The 24,392-nt window shown below is 72.3% G+C and carries 13 protein-coding genes; 12 read left to right on the plus strand and 1 reads right to left on the minus strand.

The genetic code is table 11. The annotated features are described in order from the left end of the window. Nucleotides 1–9: 9 nt before the first annotated feature. Complete coding sequence (locus OHA37_RS06765; RefSeq protein WP_266903426.1) at nucleotides 10–3,144, minus strand: non-ribosomal peptide synthetase; 3,135 nt, start codon at nucleotides 3,142–3,144, stop codon at nucleotides 10–12. A gap of 332 nt (nucleotides 3,145–3,476) precedes the next feature. On the opposite strand from OHA37_RS06765, the gene OHA37_RS06770 reads away from it, so the two are divergent. The 12 genes from OHA37_RS06770 to OHA37_RS06825 all read left to right on the plus strand — a co-directional run bounded on the left by OHA37_RS06770 (nucleotide 3,477) and on the right by OHA37_RS06825 (nucleotide 24,183). After that, nucleotides 3,477–3,749, plus strand: a complete 273-nt coding sequence (locus OHA37_RS06770; protein WP_266903427.1) for a phosphopantetheine-binding protein — start codon at nucleotides 3,477–3,479, stop codon at nucleotides 3,747–3,749. A gap of 2 nt (nucleotides 3,750–3,751) precedes the next feature. Further along, nucleotides 3,752–6,859, plus strand: a complete 3,108-nt coding sequence (locus tag OHA37_RS06775; protein WP_266903428.1) for a non-ribosomal peptide synthetase — start codon at nucleotides 3,752–3,754, stop codon at nucleotides 6,857–6,859. Further along, a complete protein-coding gene (locus tag OHA37_RS06780; RefSeq protein ID WP_266903429.1) occupies nucleotides 6,856–9,888 on the plus strand; it encodes a type I polyketide synthase in 3,033 nt (1,010 codons plus the stop codon). The genes OHA37_RS06775 and OHA37_RS06780 overlap by 4 nt, the downstream gene beginning before the upstream one ends. Next, a complete protein-coding gene (locus tag OHA37_RS06785; protein WP_266903430.1) occupies nucleotides 9,885–11,018 on the plus strand; it encodes a MupA/Atu3671 family FMN-dependent luciferase-like monooxygenase in 1,134 nt (377 codons plus the stop codon). Before OHA37_RS06780 ends, OHA37_RS06785 begins: the two co-directional genes overlap by 4 nt. Then, nucleotides 11,015–12,790 carry a condensation domain-containing protein gene (locus OHA37_RS06790; protein ID WP_266903431.1) on the plus strand — a complete coding sequence of 592 codons (1,776 nt, stop codon included), beginning with the start codon at nucleotides 11,015–11,017 and terminating at the stop codon, nucleotides 12,788–12,790. The genes OHA37_RS06785 and OHA37_RS06790 overlap by 4 nt, the downstream gene beginning before the upstream one ends. Continuing rightward, nucleotides 12,787–14,184: an MFS transporter gene (locus OHA37_RS06795; RefSeq protein ID WP_266903432.1), complete on the plus strand. Its 1,398-nt coding sequence runs from the start codon at nucleotides 12,787–12,789 to the stop codon at nucleotides 14,182–14,184. The genes OHA37_RS06790 and OHA37_RS06795 overlap by 4 nt, the downstream gene beginning before the upstream one ends. Then, nucleotides 14,177–15,484, plus strand: coding sequence for a condensation domain-containing protein (locus OHA37_RS06800; RefSeq protein ID WP_266903433.1), 1,308 nt, complete (start codon nucleotides 14,177–14,179; stop codon nucleotides 15,482–15,484). Before OHA37_RS06795 ends, OHA37_RS06800 begins: the two co-directional genes overlap by 8 nt. Next, complete coding sequence (locus OHA37_RS06805; RefSeq protein WP_266903434.1) at nucleotides 15,481–16,167, plus strand: thioesterase II family protein; 687 nt, start codon at nucleotides 15,481–15,483, stop codon at nucleotides 16,165–16,167. The genes OHA37_RS06800 and OHA37_RS06805 overlap by 4 nt, the downstream gene beginning before the upstream one ends. Continuing rightward, the gene (gene glyA, locus OHA37_RS06810) at nucleotides 16,164–17,540 is read left to right on the plus strand and encodes a serine hydroxymethyltransferase (RefSeq protein ID WP_266903435.1); all 1,377 of its coding nucleotides are present in this window, start codon (nucleotides 16,164–16,166) and stop codon (nucleotides 17,538–17,540) included. Before OHA37_RS06805 ends, glyA begins: the two co-directional genes overlap by 4 nt. Nucleotides 17,541–17,565: 25 nt before the next feature. Beyond that, entirely contained in the window at nucleotides 17,566–20,007 is a 2,442-nt protein-coding gene (locus tag OHA37_RS06815) for a non-ribosomal peptide synthetase (RefSeq protein WP_266903436.1), read from the plus strand. A 63-nt stretch (nucleotides 20,008–20,070) separates the two neighbouring features. After that, complete coding sequence (locus OHA37_RS06820) at nucleotides 20,071–21,672, plus strand: amino acid adenylation domain-containing protein (RefSeq protein ID WP_266903437.1); 1,602 nt, start codon at nucleotides 20,071–20,073, stop codon at nucleotides 21,670–21,672. Between the two features lie 138 nt (nucleotides 21,673–21,810). Further along, nucleotides 21,811–24,183, plus strand: a complete 2,373-nt coding sequence (locus OHA37_RS06825) for a protein kinase domain-containing protein (protein WP_266903438.1) — start codon at nucleotides 21,811–21,813, stop codon at nucleotides 24,181–24,183. The last annotated feature ends 209 nt before the right edge of the window (nucleotides 24,184–24,392 follow it).

Below are 24,392 nucleotides of genomic sequence, written 5' to 3' on the forward strand. Positions count from 1 at the left end.
CCGGTGTCGCTAAGGAGATTGCTCGGTCCGCCTGCGCCATCCGCCCAGGGCTCTGCTCCTCGCGGCGGCGCGCGCAGCGGGCCGGGAGGGCCCCGGATGCACGGGGCCTGCGTCCTCGTCCACGGCGTCGAGATGGCGGGCCAGAGCGCGGACCGTCGTATGACGGAAGAGGTCGGCCGCGTGGAGCTGCGGGTACTGCCGCCGCAGGAGCGCGAGCACCCGCAGGATGCCGCTGGACGTGCCACCGAGGTCGAAGAACCCGGTGTCCAGCCCTGCTACGGGAGCGCCGAGGACGTGTTCCCAGGTGTCCCGGACCAGTTCGGCGGCGGCCGGGGGCTCCCCCGCTGCCGGGACCGCCGGCGGGAGGGAGACCGGTGCGGCCTCGGCCGCCCAGTCGGCCACGGTGGCCCGGTCCAGCTTGCCGTTGGGAAGTTGGGGCAGCTCTGCGGCGAGCAGCCAGCGGGCGGGGATCATCGCCGCGACGAGCGAGGTCGCGGCGTGGCGGCGCATCTCGTCGACGAACGCCGCCGGTGCGGGCACCGCCTGCTTCGAGGAGCCCGGTTCGGTGGGGACCAGGCAGGCGGTGATGGCCGTACCGTCGGCCGTGACCGTGGCCACGGCGTCCCGGACGGTGGGGTGCGCGCGCAGGACGGACTCGATTTCGGCCAGTTCGATCCGCTGGCCGAGCACCTTGACCTGGGTGTCGGCCCGGCCGAGGAAGCGGACTCCGTGCTCGGGGTCGAGGACCGCCAGATCGCCGGTTTCGTAGCAGAGGCGGCCCTCGTGCTCGCGGAACTTCGCGGAGGTCAGCTCCGGCTGCTCCCAGTAGCCGGAGCTCACGCCTTCCCCGAGGATCAGCAGTCGGCCGGGGACGCCCGGTGGCATCCGACGGCCATGGACATCGACCACCCTGCACTCCTGGCCGGTCAGCGGGTGACCGATGTGTACCGGAACTCCGGGCACCACTCGCCACACGGTGGACCAGATGGTGGTCTCGGTCGGGCCGTAGCAGTTGAGGACGGGGCCGGGGACCAGATCGGTCAGCCGGTCGGCCAGGTCGCGGGGCAAGGGCTCGCCGCCGACCAGCAGGGCACCCAGCCCGCCCAGCAGCCGGCGGCCCGCCGGGTCGTCGGCCAGGATCCGGGCCATGGTGGGGGTGCACTGGTAGAGGGCGCCGTGGGGTACCCGGGCGTCGGCGACCTCGCGGTGGCTGGTCAGCAGTACGGTGCGACCGGCGGCGAGGGGCCAGTGCATTTCGAGCCCGCTGATGTCGAAGGAGATGCTGGTGCCGGCGACGGTCACCCGGGGAGTCGAGGGCAGCTGTTCCTCGAAGGCCGCGAAGAGCGCGGACAGATTCTCGTGCCGGACGACCACGCCCTTGGGCCTGCCGGTCGTGCCGGAGGTGTGGATGACGTAGGCCTGGTCCTGCGGGCGCACCACCGGCCACTGTCCCGGCATGGTGGCGGCCACCGCGTCCGGGGCGAGTACGGGGATCTCCACGCCCTGCGGGACCAGGCCCGGGACCGCGTCCCCGATCACCGCGGCCGGCCGGGTGTCCTCGATCATCAGGCGCAGTCGACCGACGGGGTACTGGGGGTCCAGCGGAACGTAGGCCCCGCCCACCCGCCAGACGGCGAGCAGGGCGACGACCAGGGACGCCGTCCTCGGCAGACAGACGCCGACCCGGTCGCCGGGCCGCACGCCCGCCTCCATCAGCACGGCGGCAAGGCCCCGGACGCGGCGGTCGAGCTCGGCGTAGTCGAGCTGCTCCCGGTCGGTCACGAGCGCGACGGCCGCGGGCCGGCGCAGGGCGTGCTCGCCGACGCGGTCCGCCACCGTCGCCCAGGGGCTGCGCGTGACGGCCCGCCGGGGCGGTACGTCCGGGTCGGACAAGGCCAGCTCGGTGAGGGGAACGGCCGGTGTGGCCCCGAACGCCGAGAGCGCCCGGATCAGGTGCTCCGCGAACAACCGGGCCGCGGGCCCGGCCAGTGCGTCGAGTTGGTGCTCGACCGTCAGAGCGAGCGCGCCGGAGGGGTCCTGGTGGAGCGTGACGGCGAGTTCGTACTCGGCCTCCGTGGGGACGGGAGGAAGGAGCTGCCAGCGCAGGGGGCCGACGTCGAGCGCGGCCGGAGCGGTGGACTGGGTGCAGATGATCTGGGTCAGCGGTTTGCGCCCCGGGCTGCGCGCCGCTCCGACCAGCCGGAGGATGTCCTCGATGGGCAGATCGGCGTGATCGACGGCGTCGAAGAGTGCGTCGACCGCCCGGTCGAGCACCGAAGTGGTGTCGGCCCCAGCCAGCTCCAGGCGGACCGGGAGGGTGTTCTGCAGGCAGCCGATCACTTCGCTGTCCTGTGGGGTGCGGTTGGCCGCGACCGTGGCGAGCACGATGTCCTCGGTCCCGCCGTACCAGCCGATGACGGCGGCGACGGCGGCCAGCACTTGGGCGAAGGGCGTTGCGCCGCTTTCCCTCGCACGCCGGCGCAGCGTCGCGGCCGACTCGGAGGTGAGCGGCACGGACACGATGCCGTGCCCGCCCGGCCCCGTGGACGCGATCCGCGGAAGGGCCACGTCTTGGGGGCAGCCGTCGAGCCGGCCGGACCAGAACGCGTCCAGGATCGCGGCACGTTCGGGGCTCGGGAGCCTCGGGCGGTGGGTGGCGTGGGGCAGGGCCTGTGGCCCTTCCTCGTACGCACGGGCGAGCTGCCGCATCAGGACGCCGGTGGAATCCTCGTCGAACACCGCGTGGTGGACGCCCACCAAGCAGTGGGTGGTGTCCGGCGTGGTGACGATCCGGATCCTGCACAGCGGCCCCGCGCCGTGTTCGAAAGGGGCCCGGGTCTCGGCGATCCGGTCGGCGAGATCACTCCCGCGGGCCGCCCGCTCGGCCGTGATGTCCACGTCGGACGCGGGGTGGGCGTACTGCACCAGGCCTTCCGGAGTCAGGTGCAGCGAGGTCCGCAGGGCCGGCTGCGCCTCGCAGACCGCCCGTGCGGCCGCGAGCAGCCGGTCCGGATCGACGGGGCCGTGCACGCTGATGTGGTGGAGCAGTGTCGCCCTGCCACCTTGCTGGTCGAGCAGGAAGAACCTCAACTGCCCGGGATCGGCAGACCTGCCCGCAGTCCCATCCCATTCGCTTCCCGACATGGGACAGCTCCCCCGAGTGGAAATTTCGGCCGAATTTCTGCCGGTCACACTAGGAAGATCATTTTTGCCTGTCAAGCGAGTTTCACCGAAAATACACAGAGGCTGTGATTCGCAGGCGAAATTCAGCCGGATGGAATGGTTCAAGACACTGTGAGCGGGGTCACATTGATTCGATTGACCTGCGCTCTGTAACGTCGCCAAGGCTGTTCGCCCTGCTCATCGACCGACAATCGGCAGTAAGTTGACTTAGCGTCGGCTACGTGTCGATATCGCGCCCAAACGGTCGCGGATGCAGTGCGAAATCGAGACCGTCGGCCTACGGGGGCTTTTCCATGGAATTCGACACTGACTCTTCTCCAATCCTTCCCGGCAATGCAAATAATTCCGCGGAGGTTGCCGAGGGACTCTGGAGAGAAATCCTCGGCCCCGAGGCGAATATCGGTACGGGGTTCCTGGAGAACGGCGGCGACTCGTTCCGTGCGGTCCTCCTGGTCGGCAGGATCTACGAGCTGACCGGTCGGGAGATCGACTACCTCGACGTCCTGCAGGCGACCGAGGCCGACGCGATCGCCCGCCTGATCGCGATCGACAACGCGGGGAGCTGACCATGCGCCGGGAACTGGCCCCCAACCAGGTCGACCTCTACACCGCCGACCGGGCCGCGGAAGACCCCGCCACCTACAACGTCACCGCGGTCTACCGGATCACCGGGAAGCTCGACCCGGTGCGGCTCGCCGAGCGGTTCGAGCTCCTGCTCGACACCCATCCCGTACTCGCCGCGCGCGTCCTGGAGGACGGCGGGACCTGGTACCTGGAGACGGCGCCGAACCGACCGCGTCTGCACCGCGTCGACCTTCCGGTCGAACGCGACGGCGCGGAAGCCCGCCTGCGGGTGCACAGCGAGCTGACGCACCCGCTGGACCTCGCCACCGGACCGCTGCTGAGGGCGACCCTCCTCACCTACCCGGCAGGAACCGCCGACCTCGTACTCGTCGCGCACCACCTCGTGGTCGACGCACCGTCCCTGGAGCTGATCGCACGCCGGCTCCTGGTGGGCGAGGAGACGAAACCCGTCCACACCTTTGCCGACTGGTCGGCCGCGGCTCGCGACCGGCTGCCCGGGCGGGCCGGACGAGCGGCCGAGATCCGGGCCGAACTGGCGGCCGCCGACACCCTCCCCTCCCTGGACTGGGCGGGCGAGCCCGGCGGCACGGGAGCCGCCGGAGGCGGCACCGCCGAGGCGGACGTCCCCGCCCACCTGCACGACGGCGTCCGGAAGCTGGCCTCGGAACTCGGGATCGCCGCCCATTCGGTCTTCCTCGCCGCCGCCGGCTTCGTTCTCGGCCGGAACTCCGCCTGCGCCCGACCGGTCGTCGGCACCACCGTCTCCCGGCGTTCGCCGGCGCACGCCGCCACCATCGGGTACTTCAACAACACCGCGGCCATCCCGGTGCACCTTGACGAGGACTCCCTCGTCACCGACTTCCTGCGGGCCGTGCACGGCCGCAGCGTGCAGGCCTACCGCGACGCCGACTTGCCACTGTCCAGCGTCCTGCCGGAGTCGGGTCTCGCCGCACCCCAGCTGGTCGTCTCGGCCATCGCCGCTCCGCCGGAGCTGCGGGACGGGGACCTGCTCGCCGTTCCGCACCGGGACGAGGGGCTCGGGACGGCCCATTTCCCGTTGACCCTCGGCCTGTACCAGGAGCCCGACCGCCCGGCCGGCATCAGGATGCTGCTCCGTCATCAGCGGAGCCTGGTCACCGAGACGGCAGCCGCCCTGTTCTGCCGTCAGGTGGTGTCCGTACTCGCCGCCTTCACCGAGAACCCCGGGCAGCGGCTCGACGCGGTGGACACCTTGCCGGCCGCCGAACTCGCCCGTCTGCTGGCGACCGGCCGGGGCGAGGCGCTCGGTGAGCCCGCGGCCGCGCTGACCGAGCTGTTCCAGCGGCAGAGCCGTGATGCCGCCGGGCGCACCGCCGTGGTCTGCGGGAACGACCGGCTCAGCTACCGCGAACTCGACGACCGATCCAGGTCGCTGGCCGCCGCGCTGATCGAGGCGGGTGTCCGGGTGGGCGACCGGGTCGGTGTCTGCCTGGACCGCGGGGTGGGCCAGGTGCTCGCCGTGCTCGCGGTGCTGCGTGCGGGCGCCGCCTACGTCCCCCTCGACCCGGACTACCCCGCGCAGCGCCTCGCCTTCATCGTCGAGGACACCGCGATGCGCACCGTCGTCACCCAGCCCGGGATGCTGGCCGACATCGAAGGCCTGCGCAGCATCCCGGTGACCGCGGAACCCGAAGACGGCTCCCGGCCGTTGCCGGCCGTGGGCCCCGACACCACCGCGTACGTCATCTACACCTCCGGATCCACCGGCCGTCCCAAGGGCGTCCTGGTCAGCCATCGCAACGTGGCCGCCCTGCTGGCCGCGACGCGCGGGGAGTACGCGCCGGGCAAGGACGACGTGTGGTCGTACTTCCACTCGCTCGCCTTCGACTTCTCCGTGTGGGAGATCTGGGGCTGCCTGCTGAGCGGCGGTCGCCTGGTCGTCGTCCCGTACGACGTCTCGCGCGACGCGGAGGCCTTCCACGGCCTGCTGCGGACCGAGGGCGTGACGGTCCTCAACCAGACGCCGTCCGCGTTCGCCCAGCTGCTGAACACCGAGGCGTTCCAGGGCGGAGGCCTCGCCGTGCGCCTGCTCGTCTTCGGTGGCGAGGCCCTCGACCGGGGCATGCTGCTGCCCTGGCTGGACCGGTACCCGGCGGACGTCTGCCGGCCCGTCAACATGTACGGGATCACCGAGACCACCGTCTTCTGCACGTGGCACACCGTCGACCTCGCCGAGGCGCGGCGCGGCAGCCGTTCGATCGGGCGGCCGCTGCCCGGGTGGGACATGTACGTCCTGGACGGTCGCGGGCGCCCCGCTCCTCCCGGCGTACCCGGCGAGATCCACGTCGGCGGGGCCGGTGTGACGCAGGGCTATCTGAACCGGCCCGAGCTGAACGCCGACCGGTTCTCCGAGGACCATCTGAAGGGTTGGCCCGACCGGCGCCTGCTCTACCGCAGCGGCGACCTCGGACGCTTCCTCGCCGACGGCTCGCTGGAGTACCTGGGCCGGCTCGACGACCAGGTGAAGATCCGCGGACACCGCATCGAACTCGGCGAGATCCGGCACGCCCTGCTGGAGGACCGCAGGGTCCAGGCCGCCGCGGCGCTGGTCCGCACGCCCGGCGGGTCCTCGACCGCCAGGGTGGACGCGTACGTGGTCACCGAGGCTCAAGGGGACCTCGCCGACATCCGGCAGCTGCTCGCCGAGCGGCTCCCCGGGTACCTGCTGCCCGCCACCCTCACCGCGGTGCCCGAGCTGCCGCTCACCGCGAACGGCAAGCTCGACGCCGCCCGGCTCCCGGATCCGCAACCGGCACGGAGCGACGCGGCCGCGGTTGCGGTGCGGGCCGAACGCTCGGGCCCCGAGGCCGCCATGGCCGGCGTCTGGCAGGACGTCCTTCGCGTCCCCGTCGACCCGGACGACAACTTCTTCGACCTCGGAGGCACCTCCGTGCAGGCGGTGCTGCTGGCCGCTGCCCTGCGGGAGCAGGGCTTCCCCGACATCAAGGTGCGCGACGTGTTCCGCAACTCGACCCCCCGTCGGCTGGCGGCCGTCCTCGGTTCACGCCAGGACGACGCGCAGACCGTACGCACAGCAAGGAGCGGGGCATGACAGAGCCGGACAATGCCGTTGCCGTGATCGGGATGGCGCTTCGGGCCCCGGGGGCGTCGAACCCTGAGGCCTTCTGGTCGAACCTCGTCCGCGGCGAGGTATCGCTGCCGGCGGCCCGGGCCACGTCCACGGCCTCCGCGGATACGGACGCGGATACGGACGCGGACTCGGACGGCGGTGGACTGCCCGCCGGGCAGATCGACCGTTTCGCCGAGTTCGACACCGAGCTGTTCGCCATGCCCCCCGCTCACGCCGCCCTCACCGACCCCCAGCACCGGGTGCTCTGCGAACTGGTCTGGGAAGCGCTGGAGGACGCGGGCCTGGACACCGAGCGTTCCACCGACCGGGTCGGCGTCTTCGTCGGCAGCGGTCCCGACTCCTACCTGCACGGCAACGTCCTTCCCGCCCGGCGGACCGTGCGGGCCCATGGCTTCGAGCAGATCCAGTTCGGCAACTCCCGCGACTACCTGGCCACCTCGCTCTCCTACCGGCTCGGCTTCACCGGTCCCAGCATCACGGTGCAGACGGCCTGCTCGACCTCCCTCGTCGCCGTTCACCAGGCGGTGCGCAGCCTGCTCACCTACGAGTGCGACGTGGCCATCGCGGGCGGGGTGACCGTCTTCCCGGTCGAGCAGCCCCGGTACGACTGGTCCGAGGGCGGCATCCATTCGCCGGACGGGCGCTGCCGCAGCTTCACCCAGGGCAGCCTGGGTACGGTCCCGTCGAGCGGGGCGGGGGTCGTGGTGCTGCGCCGGTCGGCCGACATCGCCGCCGGCCCCGGGCCCGCCCGGGCCCACATCGTCGCCAGCGCCGTCAACAACGACGGCGCCGACCGGATGGCGATGTCCGCGCCCAGCCCGCGCGGCCAGGCCGAGGTGATCCGTGAAGCCCTCGAAATCGCCGGGCTCAGCGCCGGTGACATCGGCCACATCGAGGCCCACGGCACCGGAACGGTCCTCGGCGACCAAGTCGAACTGGCCGCGCTCGCCGAGGTCTACGGGACCGGCGCCGCCGGTCCCCGCTGCGCGATCGGCACGGTGAAGCCGAACATCGGCCACACCGACACCGCGGCCGGTGTGCTGGGCCTGATCAAGACGGTGCTGGCGCTCCAGCACGACGTGCTCCCCCCGGTGCCGGCCCAGCCGGGCGACGGTCCGGACGCCGAGCTCGGCGACGCCCGCTTCTTCATCCCCCGTCAGGCTCAGCCTTGGGGCGGCCGGCTGCCGAGGGGGGCCGCCGTCAGCTCCTTCGGCCTCGGCGGTACCAACGCGCACATGATCCTCGCCCCTGCCGACGCGACACCGGGCCCCACCGAAGCCGCGGCCGGATCCGCCGGTCACCGTGTGGCGGTGCTCTCGGCCGCCGGCCCGCAGGCACTGAGGGACAAGGCCGCGCACCTGGCCGACTGGCTCGGCGGAGCCGGTGCGGACACCGAGCTCCCCGCGCTGCTCGGCACCCTCTGGTACGGGCGCCGCCGGCTCGCCCACCGCGCGGCCGTCGCCCTGCCCGCGGAGCCGGCGGCCGCTCGCGAACGCCTGCAGGAGTTCCTGCGGGAGACCGCAAAGGACGCCGGGCCCCGGCCGGCGGTATCCGAGCCGGCGGTGGCCGTGCTGTTGCCGGGACAGGGCGTGAGTCTGGCGGGGATCGGCGCTCAGTCGGCCGAGGAGGACCCCGCCTTCGCGGCCGATCTCGCGCGGCTGCACGACCTCGTGCTGCGCGTCGGCGGTCCGGATCTGCGCGGCAGCGCCGCCTGGCCGGGCGAGGACCCGCGGCTCCTGGACACCGCCGTGGTGCAGCCGTTGCTCTTCAGCCTCGGTCTGGCGTCCCTGTGGCGGCTGGAACGCCGCGGGGTGCGCCCGGGCACGCTGCTCGGGCACAGCGTCGGCGAACTGACCGCGGCCGCGTACGCGGGCGTGTTCAGCGTCGAGGATGCCGCTGCGGCCGTCGTACGGCGCGGGGCGCTGATGGGTGAAGCACCCGCCGGGGCGATGCTCGCCGTCCCGCTGGGCGAGCGGGCCGCCCGGGATCTCGCGGCCGGGCTGCCCATCGACGTCTGCGGCGTCAACGGCCCCGACGCGACGGTGCTCGGCGGCGGACTCGACGCGGTGACCGAGCTGGAGCGGCGGTGCGCCGAGCGCGGGCTCGTGACGATCAGGCTCGGCACCGCCCACGCCTTCCATTCCGAGGCGATGCAGCTGGCCGCGGACCGGTTCGGGGAGTTCCTCGGCGCTACGAGCCTGTCGGCTCCCCGGCTCACGGTCATCTCCAATCTCACCGGATCCGCGTTGACCGACGCCCAGGCGACCGACGCGTCTTACTGGGCCGCGCAGTTGCGCGGAACCGTGCGTCTGGCGGACGGGGTCCGGACCCTGCTGGCCGGACGTCCCGATGTGGTCGTCGGCCTCCACCAGGGCCGGGCGCTCACCAACCCGGTGCGCAGGGCGGCCCGGGTCCAGGGCGGGGAGCCGGCGCCGAGGGTCATCGAGATGCTCGGCCGGTCCGGCCAGGATGAGGTACTGGCCTGGGAGGACGCGCTGGCCCGGTTGTGGGCGGCCGGTTGCGCGGTGGACTTCGAGCCGCCCAGGCCCCTCCGGCCCACGGCCCTCCCCGGCTACCCCTTCGCGGCCACCCGGCACTGGATCGACGCCCCGCTCCCCGCGCCTTCTCCCGCCCCGGCGGGCGACTCCGTACAGGCCCGGGATCAGGGTGTCGAAGGCCTGCCCCGGCCGGAGGAGCCGGCAGAGGACGGCGGGGAGATCGCCACCGTGATCACCGGCATCTGGCAGGAGGCGTTCGGCGGCGACCCGCTCGGCCCGTCGGACAACTTCTTCGCCCTCGGCGGCACTTCGCTGCAGGCCGCCCAGCTCATCTCCGTGGTCAACGACGCCCTGCTGCTCGGCGCGGGCCTCGGAGACCTCTACGAGCACTCCGACCTCTCCGCGTTCGTCGCCCGCGCCGAGGAGCTCGCCGCCGGGCGCGATGACGCCGAACTCCTCCGCCTGCTCGACGAGATGGAGGACACCCAGTGAACGACCTGTCCCGGCGGCTGGCCGCCCTGACGCCCGAACAGCGGCGCCTGATCGGCCAGGAGATGCGCCGGAGCACCAGCCGTACCGCTGCCACGGACACCGGCGCCGGGGCTTCGGGCGCGCCGGCCCGGCAGAGCCTGTACCTCTTCGCCAGCGCCGACGCCGTCCCCGCGCCGGAGTACTACCGCTTCGTCCTGGACTCGACGGCCCTGGCGGACACGGCGGGACTGCACGCCGTCTGGCTGCCGGAGCGGCACTTCGTGGACTTCGGCGGCCATTCGCCGAACCCGGCGGTGCTGGCGGCCGCCATCGCCGTGCGCACCGAGAAGCTGCACATCCGGGCCGGCAGCGTGGCCGCGCCACTGCACCACGCGGCGCGGGTCGCCGAGGAATGGTCGATGGTCGACAACCTGTCGGGCGGGCGCACCGGCATCTCGTTCGCCAGCGGCTGGCACCCGGACGACTTCGTGCTCTCCCGCACGGACTACGCGCAACGCCGCGAGAGCACCGGGCAGATCATCGAGCAGGTACGGGCGCACTGGCGGGGCGAGGCGGTGAGCCACCCCACCACCGCGGGCGGCCGGGCCGCCGTCCGCACCGGCCCCCGACCCGTACAGCCCGAGCTGCCGGTGTGGCTCACATCGGCCGGCAATCCGGAGACGTTCGCCGCCGCCGGACGTGCGGGGTACGGGGTGATGACGGCGCTGCTCGGCCAGACGCTGCCCGTGCTGCGGGAGAACATCGCCCGCTACCGCGAGGCATGGCGCCTCGCCGGTCACGCGGGAGAAGGCGATGTGGTGACGATGGTGCACGCCTACGTCAGCGACCGGCCCGACCTGGAGGACTTCCTGCGGCCCGCCATGCACGGCTATCTGAGGGCGTACCGCAACCAGACCACGGCCGTTCCCGGCGAGGACGAGGAACTGCTCCTGGAGAGCGCCTACCTCAACTTCCTGTCGGGCCCCTCGCTGCTCGGCCCACCGGAGAAGGCCGCCGCGGTGCTGGGCCAGTTGAAGGCGGCGGGCGTCGACGAAGTGGGATTCCTGGTGGACTTCGGCCTGCCCACCGCCGAAGTGCTGGCGGCCCTGCCCGCCCTGTTCGCCTGTGTACCCGCGGAGCGTGCCCGATGAGCTCCGACAAGGCCGCGCTCGCGGCCCGCCTCGCCGGGCTCGATCCGCGGCAGCGGGCCGCTCTGGCGGCCCGGCTGTCCCAGAACCGCTCGGGCCGCAGTCCCCTGCGGCCCAGGCCCGGCCCGCGCGACACCTTCCCCGTCGGCATGGACCAGGAACGGCTCTGGATCCTCGACCAGCTCTACCCCGGCACCACCACCTACACCCTGGGGTTCGGGCTGCGCTTCCTCGGCGAGTTCGACCGGCAGGCCTTCACCACCGCGGTGGACACCGTGGTGCGCCGGCACGAGCTGCTGCGCTGTTCCATCGAGGTGGACGGCGTACAGCCACGCCTGCGGCTGCACCCGGACCGCGGGGCCGACCTCGAATTCACGGATCTGGCGCACGGGCCCGAGGACGAGCGGGAGCAGCGCCGGGCCGCGTACGTCCGGCAGCAGGTCCGAAAGCCCTTCGACCTCTCGCGCGATCCGGTGCTGCGGATCGGGGTGGCGCACCTGGGCGGTGGCGACCACCAGATCGTCCAGACCATGCCGCACTCGTTCACCGACCAGTGGTCCTACGTCCGGCTGAACCAGGAGCTGATAGAGGCGTACCGGTCCGTCAAGGAGGGCAGGGAAGCGCAACTGCCGGAACTCCCGGTCCAGTTCGGCGACTACGCGCAGTGGCAGCGGGACTACTTCGCGAGCGAGAACGGCGAGCGGCACCGCGCCTTCTGGCGCGAGTACCTTGCCGACCTCCCCGACAAGCCGCTCCTGCCGTACGACCACTCCACCGAGACCGAGGACCGGACCGGCCGCCAGTACAACTTCGTACTGGACAAGGAGACGGCGGCCGCCTTCATCGCCCGTGCCAAGCAGGCGCGCAGCACCGTCGCCAACGCGATGACCGCCGCGTACGCCGCTCTGCTCTTCGAGGAGAGCGGCGTACGGGACATCGTCATCGGGGTGCCGAGCGTGACCCGCAGCCAGGCGGCGGTCAAGGACATGGTCGGCTTCCTGCTCACCAATGTGCCGATCCGGATCCGGATCCCCGAGGAGGCGACCCCGAACGCCATCCTGGCCGCCACCCAGGCGGCGGGCGCCGCCGTCGCGGAACACCACGAGACGCCGTTCGGCGAGATCGTGCGGGCCGCCGCGCCCGAACGGTCCGTCCACAGCTATCCGCTCCTGAAGACCATGCTCGTCCACCTCGATCTCGCCGAGACGGTCGCCTACGAGGTGCCCGGCGCCGTCGTCTACGCGAACGCGGTGCCCGAGGGCATTTCGTCGATGGATGCGACGGTCGCCTGGTGGCATCTGGGCGACCTCGTCTACGGGCGGTTCGAGTACCGTACGGCGCTCTTCGAGCCGGAGACCGTGGAGCGCCTGGCCCGACGGCTGCTGCAGTTGGTGGAGCTCTTCGCGACCGCCCCCGACACACCGCTCACCAGCCCGCGCGACGAGGCCGGGGCGATCGTCACCGCCGCATGGTGTGAGGCGCTCGCCGTGCCCTCGACCGCCGCGCACGAGGGTTTCGCCGCGAGCGGCGGCACTCCGCTGCTGGCCGTACGCCTGGCCCGGCTGCTGAAGGCCCGGGGGTTCACCGTCGGTCCCCGGGACATCGACTCCCGGACCACTCCCGGCGCCCTCGCCGAACTGCTGCTGTCGCGAGGGAACCCCGTCCTGGCCGACGGCGCCTCCGCCACCGAGATACCCGGCCGGGCCGGGGTCTCGGAGCAGTACCTCGAAGACCTCTTCGCCGCCACCCGCGGTGTGCACAAGGAGAACCGATGACCCCGGCCCCCCCGTCCGAAGCCGCAGTGGTGCGCCGTCGCCGGCCTCTGGTGATCCTGCTGATCGCCCACTACCTGTCCTCGTTCGGCAACGCGGTGACGTTGGTGACGGTGCCGCTGTACGTCCTCGGAGTGACCGGCAGCTCGTTCTCCACCGGCCTGGCCGGCTTCGCCAACACCCTGCCGCTGATCTTCGCCGGAGCGGTCGGCGGGGTCTGGATCGACCGCGTCGGCGGGAAGTGGGTGAGCGTGTTCTGCGATCTCCTCGCCGGCGTGTTCATCGGCCTGATCCCGCTCCTCAACGACACCGTGGGACTCTCGCTGCCGGTCCTGATGGGACTGCTCTTCGTCCGCAGCCTCGGCTCGACGCCGAGCGGCGCCGCCCGGCAGAGCACGATCAAGCCGCTCGCCGAACTGGCCGGAGTACGGCTGGAGAGCGCCAACTCATGGCTCCAGGCCGGTCCCAGGCTCGGTCTCCTGATCGGCGCGCCGCTGGCCGGCCTGCTCGCCGTCGCCGCCGGTCCGGTGCTCGGCATGTACATCGACTCCGCGACCTTCCTGCTCTCCGCGCTCCTGATCGCCCTGGCCCTGCCGGCCGGGAAGATCGCGCCCGGCTCCCGGCAGCAGGGCTTCCTGCGCCAGCTCACCGAGGGCGTGGCGCTGGTCAAGCAGATCCCCGTGATCGGCGCGATGACGGCGTTCGTCTTCGTCACCAACCTCCTCGACGACGCCTTCGCCCCGGTCATCCTGCCGGTCTACTCCGACCAGGTGCTCGGCGGCGGCCAGTACCTCGGCTGGCTGCTGGCCGCCTCCGGTTGCGGCGCCGTGGCCGGCACCTTCCTCTACGGTCCCGCCAGCAAGCGCCTGCTCACCAGCCGCCGCTGGACCCTGCTGGGATGCTTCGCGGTCATCGGTGTGCTGCGGCTGGCCTTCGGCGCCGAGCTCGGCCCGGTCCTGAGCATCGCGGTCTCCTTCCTCCTCGGACTGGCTGCCGGACCGCTCAATCCGGCGCTCTCCACCGTGATGCTGGAGAAGGTTCCCGAGGCCATGCGCGGACGGGTCTTCGCGCTGACCGGAGCGGTCGCGATGAGCGCCGCCCCGGTGGGCATCCTGGCGGCCGGCTGGGCCATCGACGGCATCGGCCTGCGCTGGACCCTGTTCGTCTTCGGTACCAGTTACCTCGTCCTGGTCCTCGTCTCGCTGCGCCGGCGTGCACTGCACGACATGGACACCCCGCCCCTGCCCGAGGAGCCGGACCCGGGAGCCGGGACGCCGACCACGGCGGACGCGGCAGACGCGGCAGACGCAGCGGACACGGCGACCACGGTGGACACGGCGGCAGGGGGCCCGCAGGGGACGTCCCGCGGGACGGTCAAGGAACAGGCCCGTGACTGACCGCTCCGAGGGGCGGGTGCGGCCCGCCTCCGCGCTGGAACGGCAGTTCTGGCTCGGTGAGCGGATCGCCCCGTCGAGCCCCGCCAACTGGGTTCTCGCCCACGTCCGCGCCGACGGGCCGGTCGACCTCCCGTCGCTCGACGCCGCGCTGGCCGCGGTGGCGCACCGCCAGGAGGCCCTGCGTACCGGCTTCCGCATCGAGGACGGCGAGGTGGTGCGCGTACTCCTCGCGGAGTCGGTCGCCGAGCCGGCGCTCCGCCTCGCTCCCGGCACGGGCTTCGACGAGGCCGCCGCCGCGCTGCTGGGGCCCGGAACCTTCGACATCACCGCCGGGCGGGTGCACCGCGCAGCCGTCGCACCCGATGCGCAGGGCGCCACGGTCTTCCTGGCGGTCCACCACATCGCCTTCGACGGCCTGTCCCAGGAGATCTTCGCCTCCGACCTGGCTCAGGCCTATGCCCGGGCCGTGGACGGCGGTGACCCTCACCTGCCCGTACGGGAGCGGCAGGCCGTGCCCTCTCTCGATCCCGGGCGGCGCGCGACGCTCGCGGCGCACTGGCGCGCCCTGCTGACCGGTGCGGACGACCTGCCCGGCCCCATCGGCGGCACGGCGGCCGCAACCGGCCCGAGCCAGCGGGAGCTGGCGGCGGCCGGCATGGCCGAGGTGCGCACCGCCTACCCGGCGGCCGGGTGGCAAGCGGTACGCGAGCAGGCCCGGCGCAGCGCCTGCTCCCCGTACGCGGTGCTGCTCGCCGCCTACGGCAGGGCGCTCGCCGAACTGACCGGCGGGGCCGGCTTCTGCATCGGAACCCCGGTGGCCGCCCGGGAGCCCGACCAGCTGGACGAACTGGGCTGCCTGATCAACACCCTGCCGGTCCGGATGCCCGAGCTGTCCGCACCCGGTGTGGTCCAGCGGGTGTGGGCCGCCGTGGGCGACGGCATTGTGGGCGCCGAGCTGCCCTGCGACGAGATCATCCGGGCCGTACGGACCACCGCGAGCCGCCGGATGCCCGTCTACCAGGCCCTGTTCGCCTTCGAGAGCTGGCGGCGTGCCGAGCACCCGGCAGGCCCGGTACGGATGCGCGCCCTGCCGGTGAGGCCGATCGGCGGGCAGGCCGAGATCCAGCTCCAAGTCGGCGAGATGCCCGACGGGACCCTGGAGTGCATCGCCCAGGCCTCGCTGAACGGGCCCTGGCCGCAGCATCTGCCCGGGCTCCTGAACGCCTTTCACGATCACCTCGGCCGTCTGGCCGCCTCCTGCGACTCACCACGCACCCTCACCACGGAAGGCCCCGCATGACCATCAGGCTGATGTGCCTGCCGTACGCGGGTGCGGGAGCCGGGGTCTTCCGCCCCTGGCTGCACCGGGATTCCGCGGTCCTACGGGCCGTTCCCATCCAAGTCCCGGGCCGGGAGGAGGAGTTCACGGAGCCCTTCTACGCGACCATGGCCGAGGCCGCGGCCGGCACCGCGGAACGCATCCGGGCGGCTGCCGGGACGGAGCCGTTCGTCGTCTTCGGGCACAGCTTCGGCGCGACACTGGCCTACGAGGCCACGCACCATCTGATGGCCACCGGCGGCCCGGTCCCCGATCACCTCGTCGTCAGCGGCGCCGTCAGCCCGCGCCACCGCCAGGCCGAAGCGCTCGACGGCGACGACGAGGAGGTGGCGGCCCAGGCGGCGGCCATCGCCGGCCGGCCCATCGCGGCCTTCGCCGACCCCGCTCTGCGCGCGATCCTGCTGCCGGCGATGCGCGCCGACGTCAACCTGCTGGCCGGCTACGCGCCGTCCACCCTCTCCCCTTTGCCCATGCCCCTCACGGCCGTCCGGGGCGAAGCGGACCACCTCGCGCCCGCCGCCGAGTGGCTGGACTGGTCGACGTTCACCTCCGGCGCGTTCCGGACGGTCCAATTCGGCGGCGGTCACATGTACTTGACGGAGCAGTGGTCCGAGCTGTGGAAGACGCTTGAGGAGCTGGTGTGAGCACGCCCGCCGCCATCGTGGCGGATCCGACCTTCACCCCGGCCACCCAGCGTGACCTGCTGCTGCGCGGAGCCGAGGCCCTGACCGCGGCAGACCCGGAGCTGGCCGGCCTGCTGGACGCCGAGGCCGCCGGCCAGCAGGCGACCCTGGCCATGGTGGCTTCCGCGAGCGTCGCCGCCCCCTCCGTGCTCGCCGCCGCCGGCGCGGCCATCGCCAACGTGACCGCGGAGGGCTATCCGGGCGCCCGCTACCATTCCGGCGCGGTCCGCTTCGACGCGGTCGAACGGCTGGCCGTCACCCGGGCCAAGGCCGCCTTCGGCGCCCTCTACGCCAACGTCCAGCCGCACTCGTGCTCGTCGGCGAATCTCGCCGTGCTGAACGCGCTCGTCCCGCCCGGGGGAACCCTGCTCAGCCTGGACCTGGACTCCGGCGGCCATCTGACGCACGGCTCCCGGGCCTCGATGACCGGCAACCACTTCCACGCCGTCCACTACGGGCTGGACCGCGACGGCCGCATCGACTACGCCCAGGTCGCCGCGCTCGCGCGCCTGCACCGCCCCAAGGTGCTGATCGCCGGCGCCAGCGCCTACCCCCGCACCATGGACTTCGCCCGGTTCCGCGCCATCGCGGACTCCGTCGGGGCCTATCTCGTCGCGGACATCTCCCACATCGCCGGACTGGTCGCCACCGGCGAACACCCCAGCCCGATCGACCACGCCCACGTCACCACCACCAGCACCTACAAGCAACTGGGCGGCCCGCGCGGTGGATTGATCCTGATCGGCCGGGACCACGACGCTCCCGCCCCGGGCGGCCGCGGCACGCTCGCCGGCCTCATGCAGCGCGCGGTCTTCCCGCAGTCCCAGGGCACGCCGAACCCCGCGGCGATCGCCGCCAAGGCCCGCGCGCTGAGCCTGGTCGCCACCCCCGACTTCCAGCGGACCGCCCGCCTGATCATCGAGGACGCCCAGGCCGTGGCCGCCGCCCTGGAGGCCCGCGGGCACCGGGTGCTCACCGGTGGCACCGACAACCACATGGTGCTGCTGGACCTCCGCGGCCAGGGCCTGACCGGGGTGATCGCCGAGGGCGCCGCGGAGGACTGCGGCATCCTCACCAACCGCAACCGGATCCCCGGCGACACCAGGCCGCCGCTGGTCACCAGCGGCCTGCGGCTGGGCAGCAACGTCATGGCCCAGCGCGGCATGGGCCCGGCGGAGGCAGCCGAGTGCGCCCGTCTCCTGCACACCGTCCTGACCGCGACCACGGCTCTCGGGGACACCTCGTACCGCCTCGACCCGGAGGTACGAGAACACGTACGGGGTGAAGTGGCCCGCCTGTGCGCGCGACACCCACTGCCGGGCTACGGCCGCTGAACGCCTCCGCCACCAAGAGGGAACCATGACATCGAACGAGACCATCGGCAGGCCGCAGGACGGCGCCGGACCCCGGCTCCCCCTTCCGCCGGACCACCCGCACCGCTCCGCGACGCCTCGCCGCACGGCCGTGCGGCACATCCTTCTCGATCCCGCGTACGAGAAGACACTGACCGCCGTCGGGGTGCCCGAGGACGTCCTCGTCGCCACCCTCGGCGCGCTGCTCCATCGCCTGACCGCGCAGACCGCGATGAACCTGCCGGTCGACTGGCAGGAGGCCGGGACGGTCGGTGTGGGGCTGTCGTTCGTCGGCGACCCGACCGTGGGCGAGTTGACCGAGGCGGTCACGGCCCGAAGGGGCACGGTCGCCGTACCCGCCGCCGTCCGAGTCGAGTTGGGCGAGGCCGGACCGGACGGCGCTCCGGCGGGACTCCAGATGGCCCTCCTGCCCCTCGGCGAGGACGGTCGCCGCCTCGAACTCCACTACGATGCGGGGCTGTTCGCCGCCGAGACCGCCGACCGCCTCCTCGGGCACTTCCACACCCTGCTCGATGCCGCGCTCGCCGAGCCGGACCGCCCGGTGTCACAGCTGCGGCTGCTCACGGCCGACGAGCTGCACCGGATCCTGGTGACGTGGAACAGCACGCAGACCCCTCTCGCCCATCGGGACTGCCTGCACCAGGAGTTCGAGGACCGGACGGCCGGCGCACCCGACGCCACCGCGGTGATCAGCGGCGCCGACCGGTGGACCTACCGGCAGGTGAACGAGTCGGCCAACCGCCTCGCCCACCACCTGCGCGGACTCGGTGTCGGCCCCGGCACCTGCGTCGGCATCTGTCTGGACCGTTCGCCCGAGCTGCTGATCGCCCTCCTCGGCGTACTGAAGGCGGGCGGCGCCTACGTGCCCCTGGACCCCGACTATCCCGCACAGCGCCTCGCGACAATGGTGTCCGGCTCCTCCTGCGCCGCACTGATCAGCCGCAGCGACCTCGCCGGCAACCTTCCGTCTCCGGCGGACGGCCACCGGGCCGAGCTACTGCTGCTCGACCGTGACCGGGCAGTGCTGCAAGCCGGCCCCGAGCACGACGTCGAGAGCGGCGCGGGCCCCGACGACCTCTGCTACGTCATCTACACCTCGGGATCGACCGGTGAACCCAAGCCGATCGCGCTGCGTCACCGCGGTGTCCTCAACAACCTCACCGACCTCAACACCCGCTTCGAGCTGGGCCCGCAGGACCGCGTGCTGGGACTCTCCTCGCCCAGCTTCGACATGTCCGTCTACGAGTTCCTCGGCATCACGGCCGCGGGCGGCACCGTAGTCCTGCCCGACCCCGGCCGGGCCAAGGACCCCGCGCACTGGGCGCACCTGCTGGACGAGCACCACGTGACGGTCTGGAACTCCGCTCCGGCCCTGCTGGAACTCATGACGGAGCACCTGGAGACCACGGATTGCGCCCGGCCGCTGCCCCGGCTACGGCTGGCCATGCTCGGCGGCGACTGGATCCCGCTCACGCTGGCCGACCGAATCCGAGCCCTGGCTCCCGCCCTTCGGTTCATCTCCCTCGGCGGCGCCACCGAGGCCTCCATCCACTCGACGATCTTCGAGGTGGAGGCGGTCGATCCCCGGTGGACGAGCATCCCCTACGGCCACCCGATGGCCAACCAGCGCACGTACATCCTCGATGAGGCCCGGCGGCCCGTGCCCCCCGGCGTCCCGGGCATGCTCCACCTGGCGGGCACGGGCCTGGCCCGCGGATACCTGGAACAGCCCGAACGGACGGCGGAGCGATTCTTCGACTGGTCGTACGGAGAGGTGTCAGGGGAACGCCTCTACCACACGGGCGACATCGCCCGGTACGGGGCCGACGGCCTGATCGAACTGCTCGGCCGCTCGGACTTCCAGGTCAAGGTCAACGGCCTGCGGGTGGAGCTGGGTGACATCGAAGCCGCGCTGCGCACCCATGAGGGCGTCAAGGAAGCCGTCGTCGTCGCGAAGCCGGGTGCGCAGGGCTCGCCCCGGCTGATCGGCTACGTGGCGGCCCGCTCCGGGCACCACCTGGACCCGGCCGCCCTGCGCGGGCATCTCGCCCGCACCCTGCCCGACTACCTGGTTCCCCGCGCCGTCGTGGTCGTGGCCGCCATGCCGCTCAGCCCGAACGGCAAGCTCGACCGCAAGGCACTGCCCGACCCCGCCCCCGTACCGGTCCACCTCGGGGAGAACCGCCCCGACGGTCCCTGGGAGGAGCGCATCGCCGCGGTGTGGCAGGAACTGCTCGGCGTGGACGAGGTGCTTCGCGACGACAACTTCTTCGCGCTGGGCGGCGATTCGATGGGAGCGCTGCGCAGCCTGACCAGGATCGATCCGGCCCTGCGCTGGGCCGACCTCTTCCAGCACCCCACGGTGCGGGCGCTGGCGGAGCACCTGCGCGCCACCGTGGGCACGGCCCCCACCGTGCCCGGCACCTGAACGTGCCGGGCAGGACCGCCGTACACAGGAACTTCTCGGATTCCGATGAACAGGACGTGCGCCATGGCTCCTGCCACCCTTTTCGAACTCTTCGCCGCCAGCGCCGAGCGGCATCCCGAGCGGATCGCGCTGGAGGTCCAGGGCGAGGTCCTGACCTACTCCGAACTGGATGACCTGGTGGCCGGGTTGGCGACGTCCATGGCGGAACGCGGCGACGGCCGGCCGAAGACGGTCGGCCTGCTCGCCTCCCGCAGCCTGGTCGCCTACGCCGGCTACCTGGCGGCGCTGCGCCTCGGTGCGGCCGTCGTACCGCTCAACCCGTCCTTCCCCTCCGCCCGGATCCGGACCATCGCGGCGACGACGAAGCTGGACCTGATCGTCGCCGATCAGGCTGCCGCCCAACAGGCCGAGCTGCTCTTCGCTCCGGAAGCGGAGCCGGCCGAGGAGCTCGGTCCGGCCCTGCTGACCGTCACCGACCCCGAGCTGACCCGGCTCAGGACGGGTGCGCCCGAGAACGGTCGGCTCGCTCCGGTCCATCCGGCGTCGCGGGAGGACGTCGCGTACATCCTCTACACCTCCGGCTCGACCGGGCGGCCTCGCGGCGTCCCGATACGGCATGCCAGGGTGCTGCCCGCGCTCTGGTGGCTGATCGGCAATCACGACTTCGGCCCCGAGGACCGCATCTCGCAGAACGTCGAGCTGTCCTTCGACGTGGCGGTGTACGAACTCTTCGCCACCTGGGCGGTCGGCGCGGCCCTCGTGGTGCCCCGGCCGAACGACGTGTTCCGCCCGTCGGCGTTCGTGAACGCCAAGCGGATCACGCACTGGTTCTGCGTCCCCTCGGTCGGGAGCATCGCGGCCCGCACGGGCGCGCTCGCGCCGGGATCGATGCCGACGCTCGCCGGCGTGATGTTCGGCGGGGAGCGCCTGCTCGCCGAGCAGGCCAGACAGTGGGCCGAGGCAGCCCCCAACTCCCGCTTGTGGAACGGCTACGGTCCGACCGAGGTCGCGATCTGCTGCGTCGAGCAGCCGCTCGGATCCCTGGATTCACTCAAGGCGCCCGGTTCCAACGGAACCCTTCCGATCGGCCGGCTTCCGGCTCACGTGGAGCACGTGATCCTCGACGAGTCGGGCGAGCCCTCGCAGACGGGTGAGCTCTGCGTCCGTGGCGACCAGCGCTTCGACGGCTACCTGGATCCCGCCGACGACACCGGCCGCTTCCTCCTCTGGAGCCCCGGCGGCCGCGCCGTGGTCCACGACGGGACCACCCCTCTGACGAAGGACCACTGGTATCGGACGGGCGACCGCGTACAAGTGGAGGGAGATTCCCTGGTGTTCCTCGGCCGGCTGGACCACCAGGTGAAGGTCCGGGGCCAACGCATCGAGCTGGGCGAGGTCGACACCGCCCTGGCACGGCACCCCGCCGTACGCGACGCCGTGGCCGTGGTCCACGAGACGGAACTCGAATCGGTACTGGTCGCCTACTACGCCGGCGAGGAGACGCCACAGGCCGAACTCACCGCGTTCCTCCGCGAACTGCTACCGCTGTACATGGTTCCGGGCCGCATCACGCACCTCCCGGAGCTGCCGCTCAACGCCAACGGCAAGGTCGACCGCACGGCGATCACCGCACGGGCCGCCCATGGAGCCGGAACCGGATCGTGAGGACCCCGGACGGGTGCCGGTCGAGCGGAACCCTGATGACACGGGCAACCGGTGGCCCGTGTCACGGGAAACGGATACCGTGATCGCCCGCGGCCTCCGTGGCCGTCGTGTGCGCCTGCCGTCCGGACCGGGGGGAAGATGGAAGAGCTCACAGGCCAGGATCCGCGGGTTCTCGGCGGCTACAGACTCCTGAGCCGGCTGGGGCAGGGCGGGATGGGGCGGGTGTATCTGGCCTCGGACGGTGGCGACGGCCTGTTGGCGGTCAAGGTCATCCATCCCGAATACGCGGGGAACGAGGAGTTCCGGCGCCGTTTCCAGCGTGAAGTGCGTGCCGCCGCACGGGTCAAGGCGGTGGGGGTGGCGCGAGTGATCGCGGCCGATCCGCACGCGGAACTGCCGTGGCTGGCCACGGAGTACATTCCCGGCCTGTCCCTGGCAGAGGCTATCGATGCCCATGGCGCTCTGCCGGCCGGCTCCTGCCACCACCTGGCGGCGCAACTCGCGCAGGCGCTGAGCGCCGTCCACACCGAAGGCCTGGTCCACCGGGACCTGAAGCCGTCCAACGTGATCCTGGGGGCGTCCGGCGCCCATCTGATCGACTTCGGGATCGCCCGCGCGGCCGATGACAGCGTCATCACCCATACCGGACAGACTCCCGGCACCCCTGGATTCATCGCTCCCGAGGTGCTGCGGGGCAAGGACTCGGACGCCCGTGCGGACGTGTTCGCACTCGGCGCGGTCCTCGCGTTCGCCGCCCAGGGCCGGCACCCCTACGGAACCGGAGCACCGATCGTCGTCATGGCCCGGCCCCTGGCGATGGATCCGGACCTGTCCGGAGTCTCCGATCCCGTCCTCGCCGACCTCTTACCCCGGTGCCTGGCCACCGACCCGGCGGCGCGCCCCGATCTGGGAACGATCATCCGCGCAGTCACCGACGGCTACACGCCCACCCGGTTCTGGGTACCGGCGACCGTCCTGGACGCCATCGGACAGCGCAGCCTGACCGCCCGGCACCTGACCGCACCACCGTTCCCTCGGCGCCCTTCCGGCCCTCCCGGCCATCTCGGCCCTCCCGGCGGGACCGCTCAGCCGGCCGGCGCGTCCCCGCCCTTGCACCACGCCGAGACCGTGACGCACGCCGGCGATCCGTCAGCCCGTACGCAGCCCGCCCCCGATGCCGCGAGGGCTCGCGCCACCTCACCGGACCCGGCCTCACCCCTGAGCACCATCCGGCCCAGCCGCCGGACCCTGGTGCGCGGGACGCTGGCTGCGGCAGTGATCGCGGCGGGCGCTGCCGGCGGCATCTCGCTGATCGACTCCTACACGAAGGACCGGGAGAAGGACCGTAAGGCGGATCAGCGGGCGAAGGACACCGACGCCAAGAACAAGGACAAGGCCAAGGAAGCACAACGGGCCCACGAGGCCGAGGTCCGTGCTGCCGCCGTGCCGTTGCAGGAGCGGACGATCTGGAGCCGGCCACTGGACGGATGGGTCCGCGCGACCCCGTGCTTGTCGGGGTCCACGCTGTACGTGACGGACAACGGCGACACGCTGCGGTCCGTGAGCCTGAAGGACGGATCCGTCCGGTGGACCCACGGCGTGGACGGATTCGGTACGGGCGATTCGCCCGTGGCCGTCGGTGGCGTGGTGGCCGCCCTCCACACCTCCGGCCTCGACGTCCTGGACGCCGGCAGCGGCAAACGCCTGTGGACCGCCGATGGGCCCATGGGACAGCTCTCCCAGCACCGCGGCCGACTCGTCTTCGACGACGGATACTTCATCTCCTGCTTCACCACCAGCGGTTCACGCGTGTGGAACCGCCGGTACAACACCGTTCAGAAGAAGTCCGGGCCCCTGGTCACGGCGGACGACACTCTGACGATCGTCAGTGGGGACGGGAAGCTGGTCGCCATCAACCTCGCGGATGGCCGGACACTCTGGGAACACCAGGTGGATACGGGCGGCGAAGCCGTGACCGCGGTGTCCGACGGATCGGTCGTCGTCTTCGGGTCGGCCGGAGTCAGCTCGTTCGAGCTGAGGACGGGCACCGAGCAATGGAACGTCAAGGTGCCCGGACTCGGAGGAGGCGTCGAGCTGGTGATCCACACGGACACCGTGTACGTCGGCGCCGGCAGCCACGGATTGTTCGCCTACGAGCTCTCCTCCGGCAAGGAGCGCTGGCACGCGTCCGACGGTCCGCATTCGGGCCTTCGCCCCGCATCCGACATGATCTACGGTTACGGCACCACGATCGTCGCCGTGAACAAGGCCGACGGCTCGACGGTCTGGAGCACCGTCGTGGACAACGATCCCGATCCGGACCTCGTCCTCGGCGCCGAAGGCATCTACATCCACGGCGATGGCGACAAGACGCTGTGCTGCCTGGACCACCGCACCGGACGCTTCCGCTGGACGATCCCCGGCATCCAACTCACCGACGGCTCCCCCGTCCCGACCCCGGACAAGCTCCTGGTCGGGATCGACGGAACCCTCCACGCCCTCAAGGTGTAGTCGGTCACCACGGTTGCAGATCGCCCGGGTCGAGCGCAGGAGAGCGCTCTCCCCCGGCGGGAACCTAACGCGCGTTCCCTGCCGAGGTCAAGGATCCGGGCGATCAACTCACTGACCGGGAAGCCGACTTTCCCCGCGCCACCGGGCGGCCGGGGACCATCGCCCGGGACCGGATCCCCCGATGTTGCGCCAAGGCGTTCCCTCGGCGG

Origin of the sequence: Streptomyces sp. NBC_00335 (assembly GCF_036127095.1) — a bacterium.
Lineage (GTDB): Bacteria > Actinomycetota > Actinomycetes > Streptomycetales > Streptomycetaceae > Streptomyces.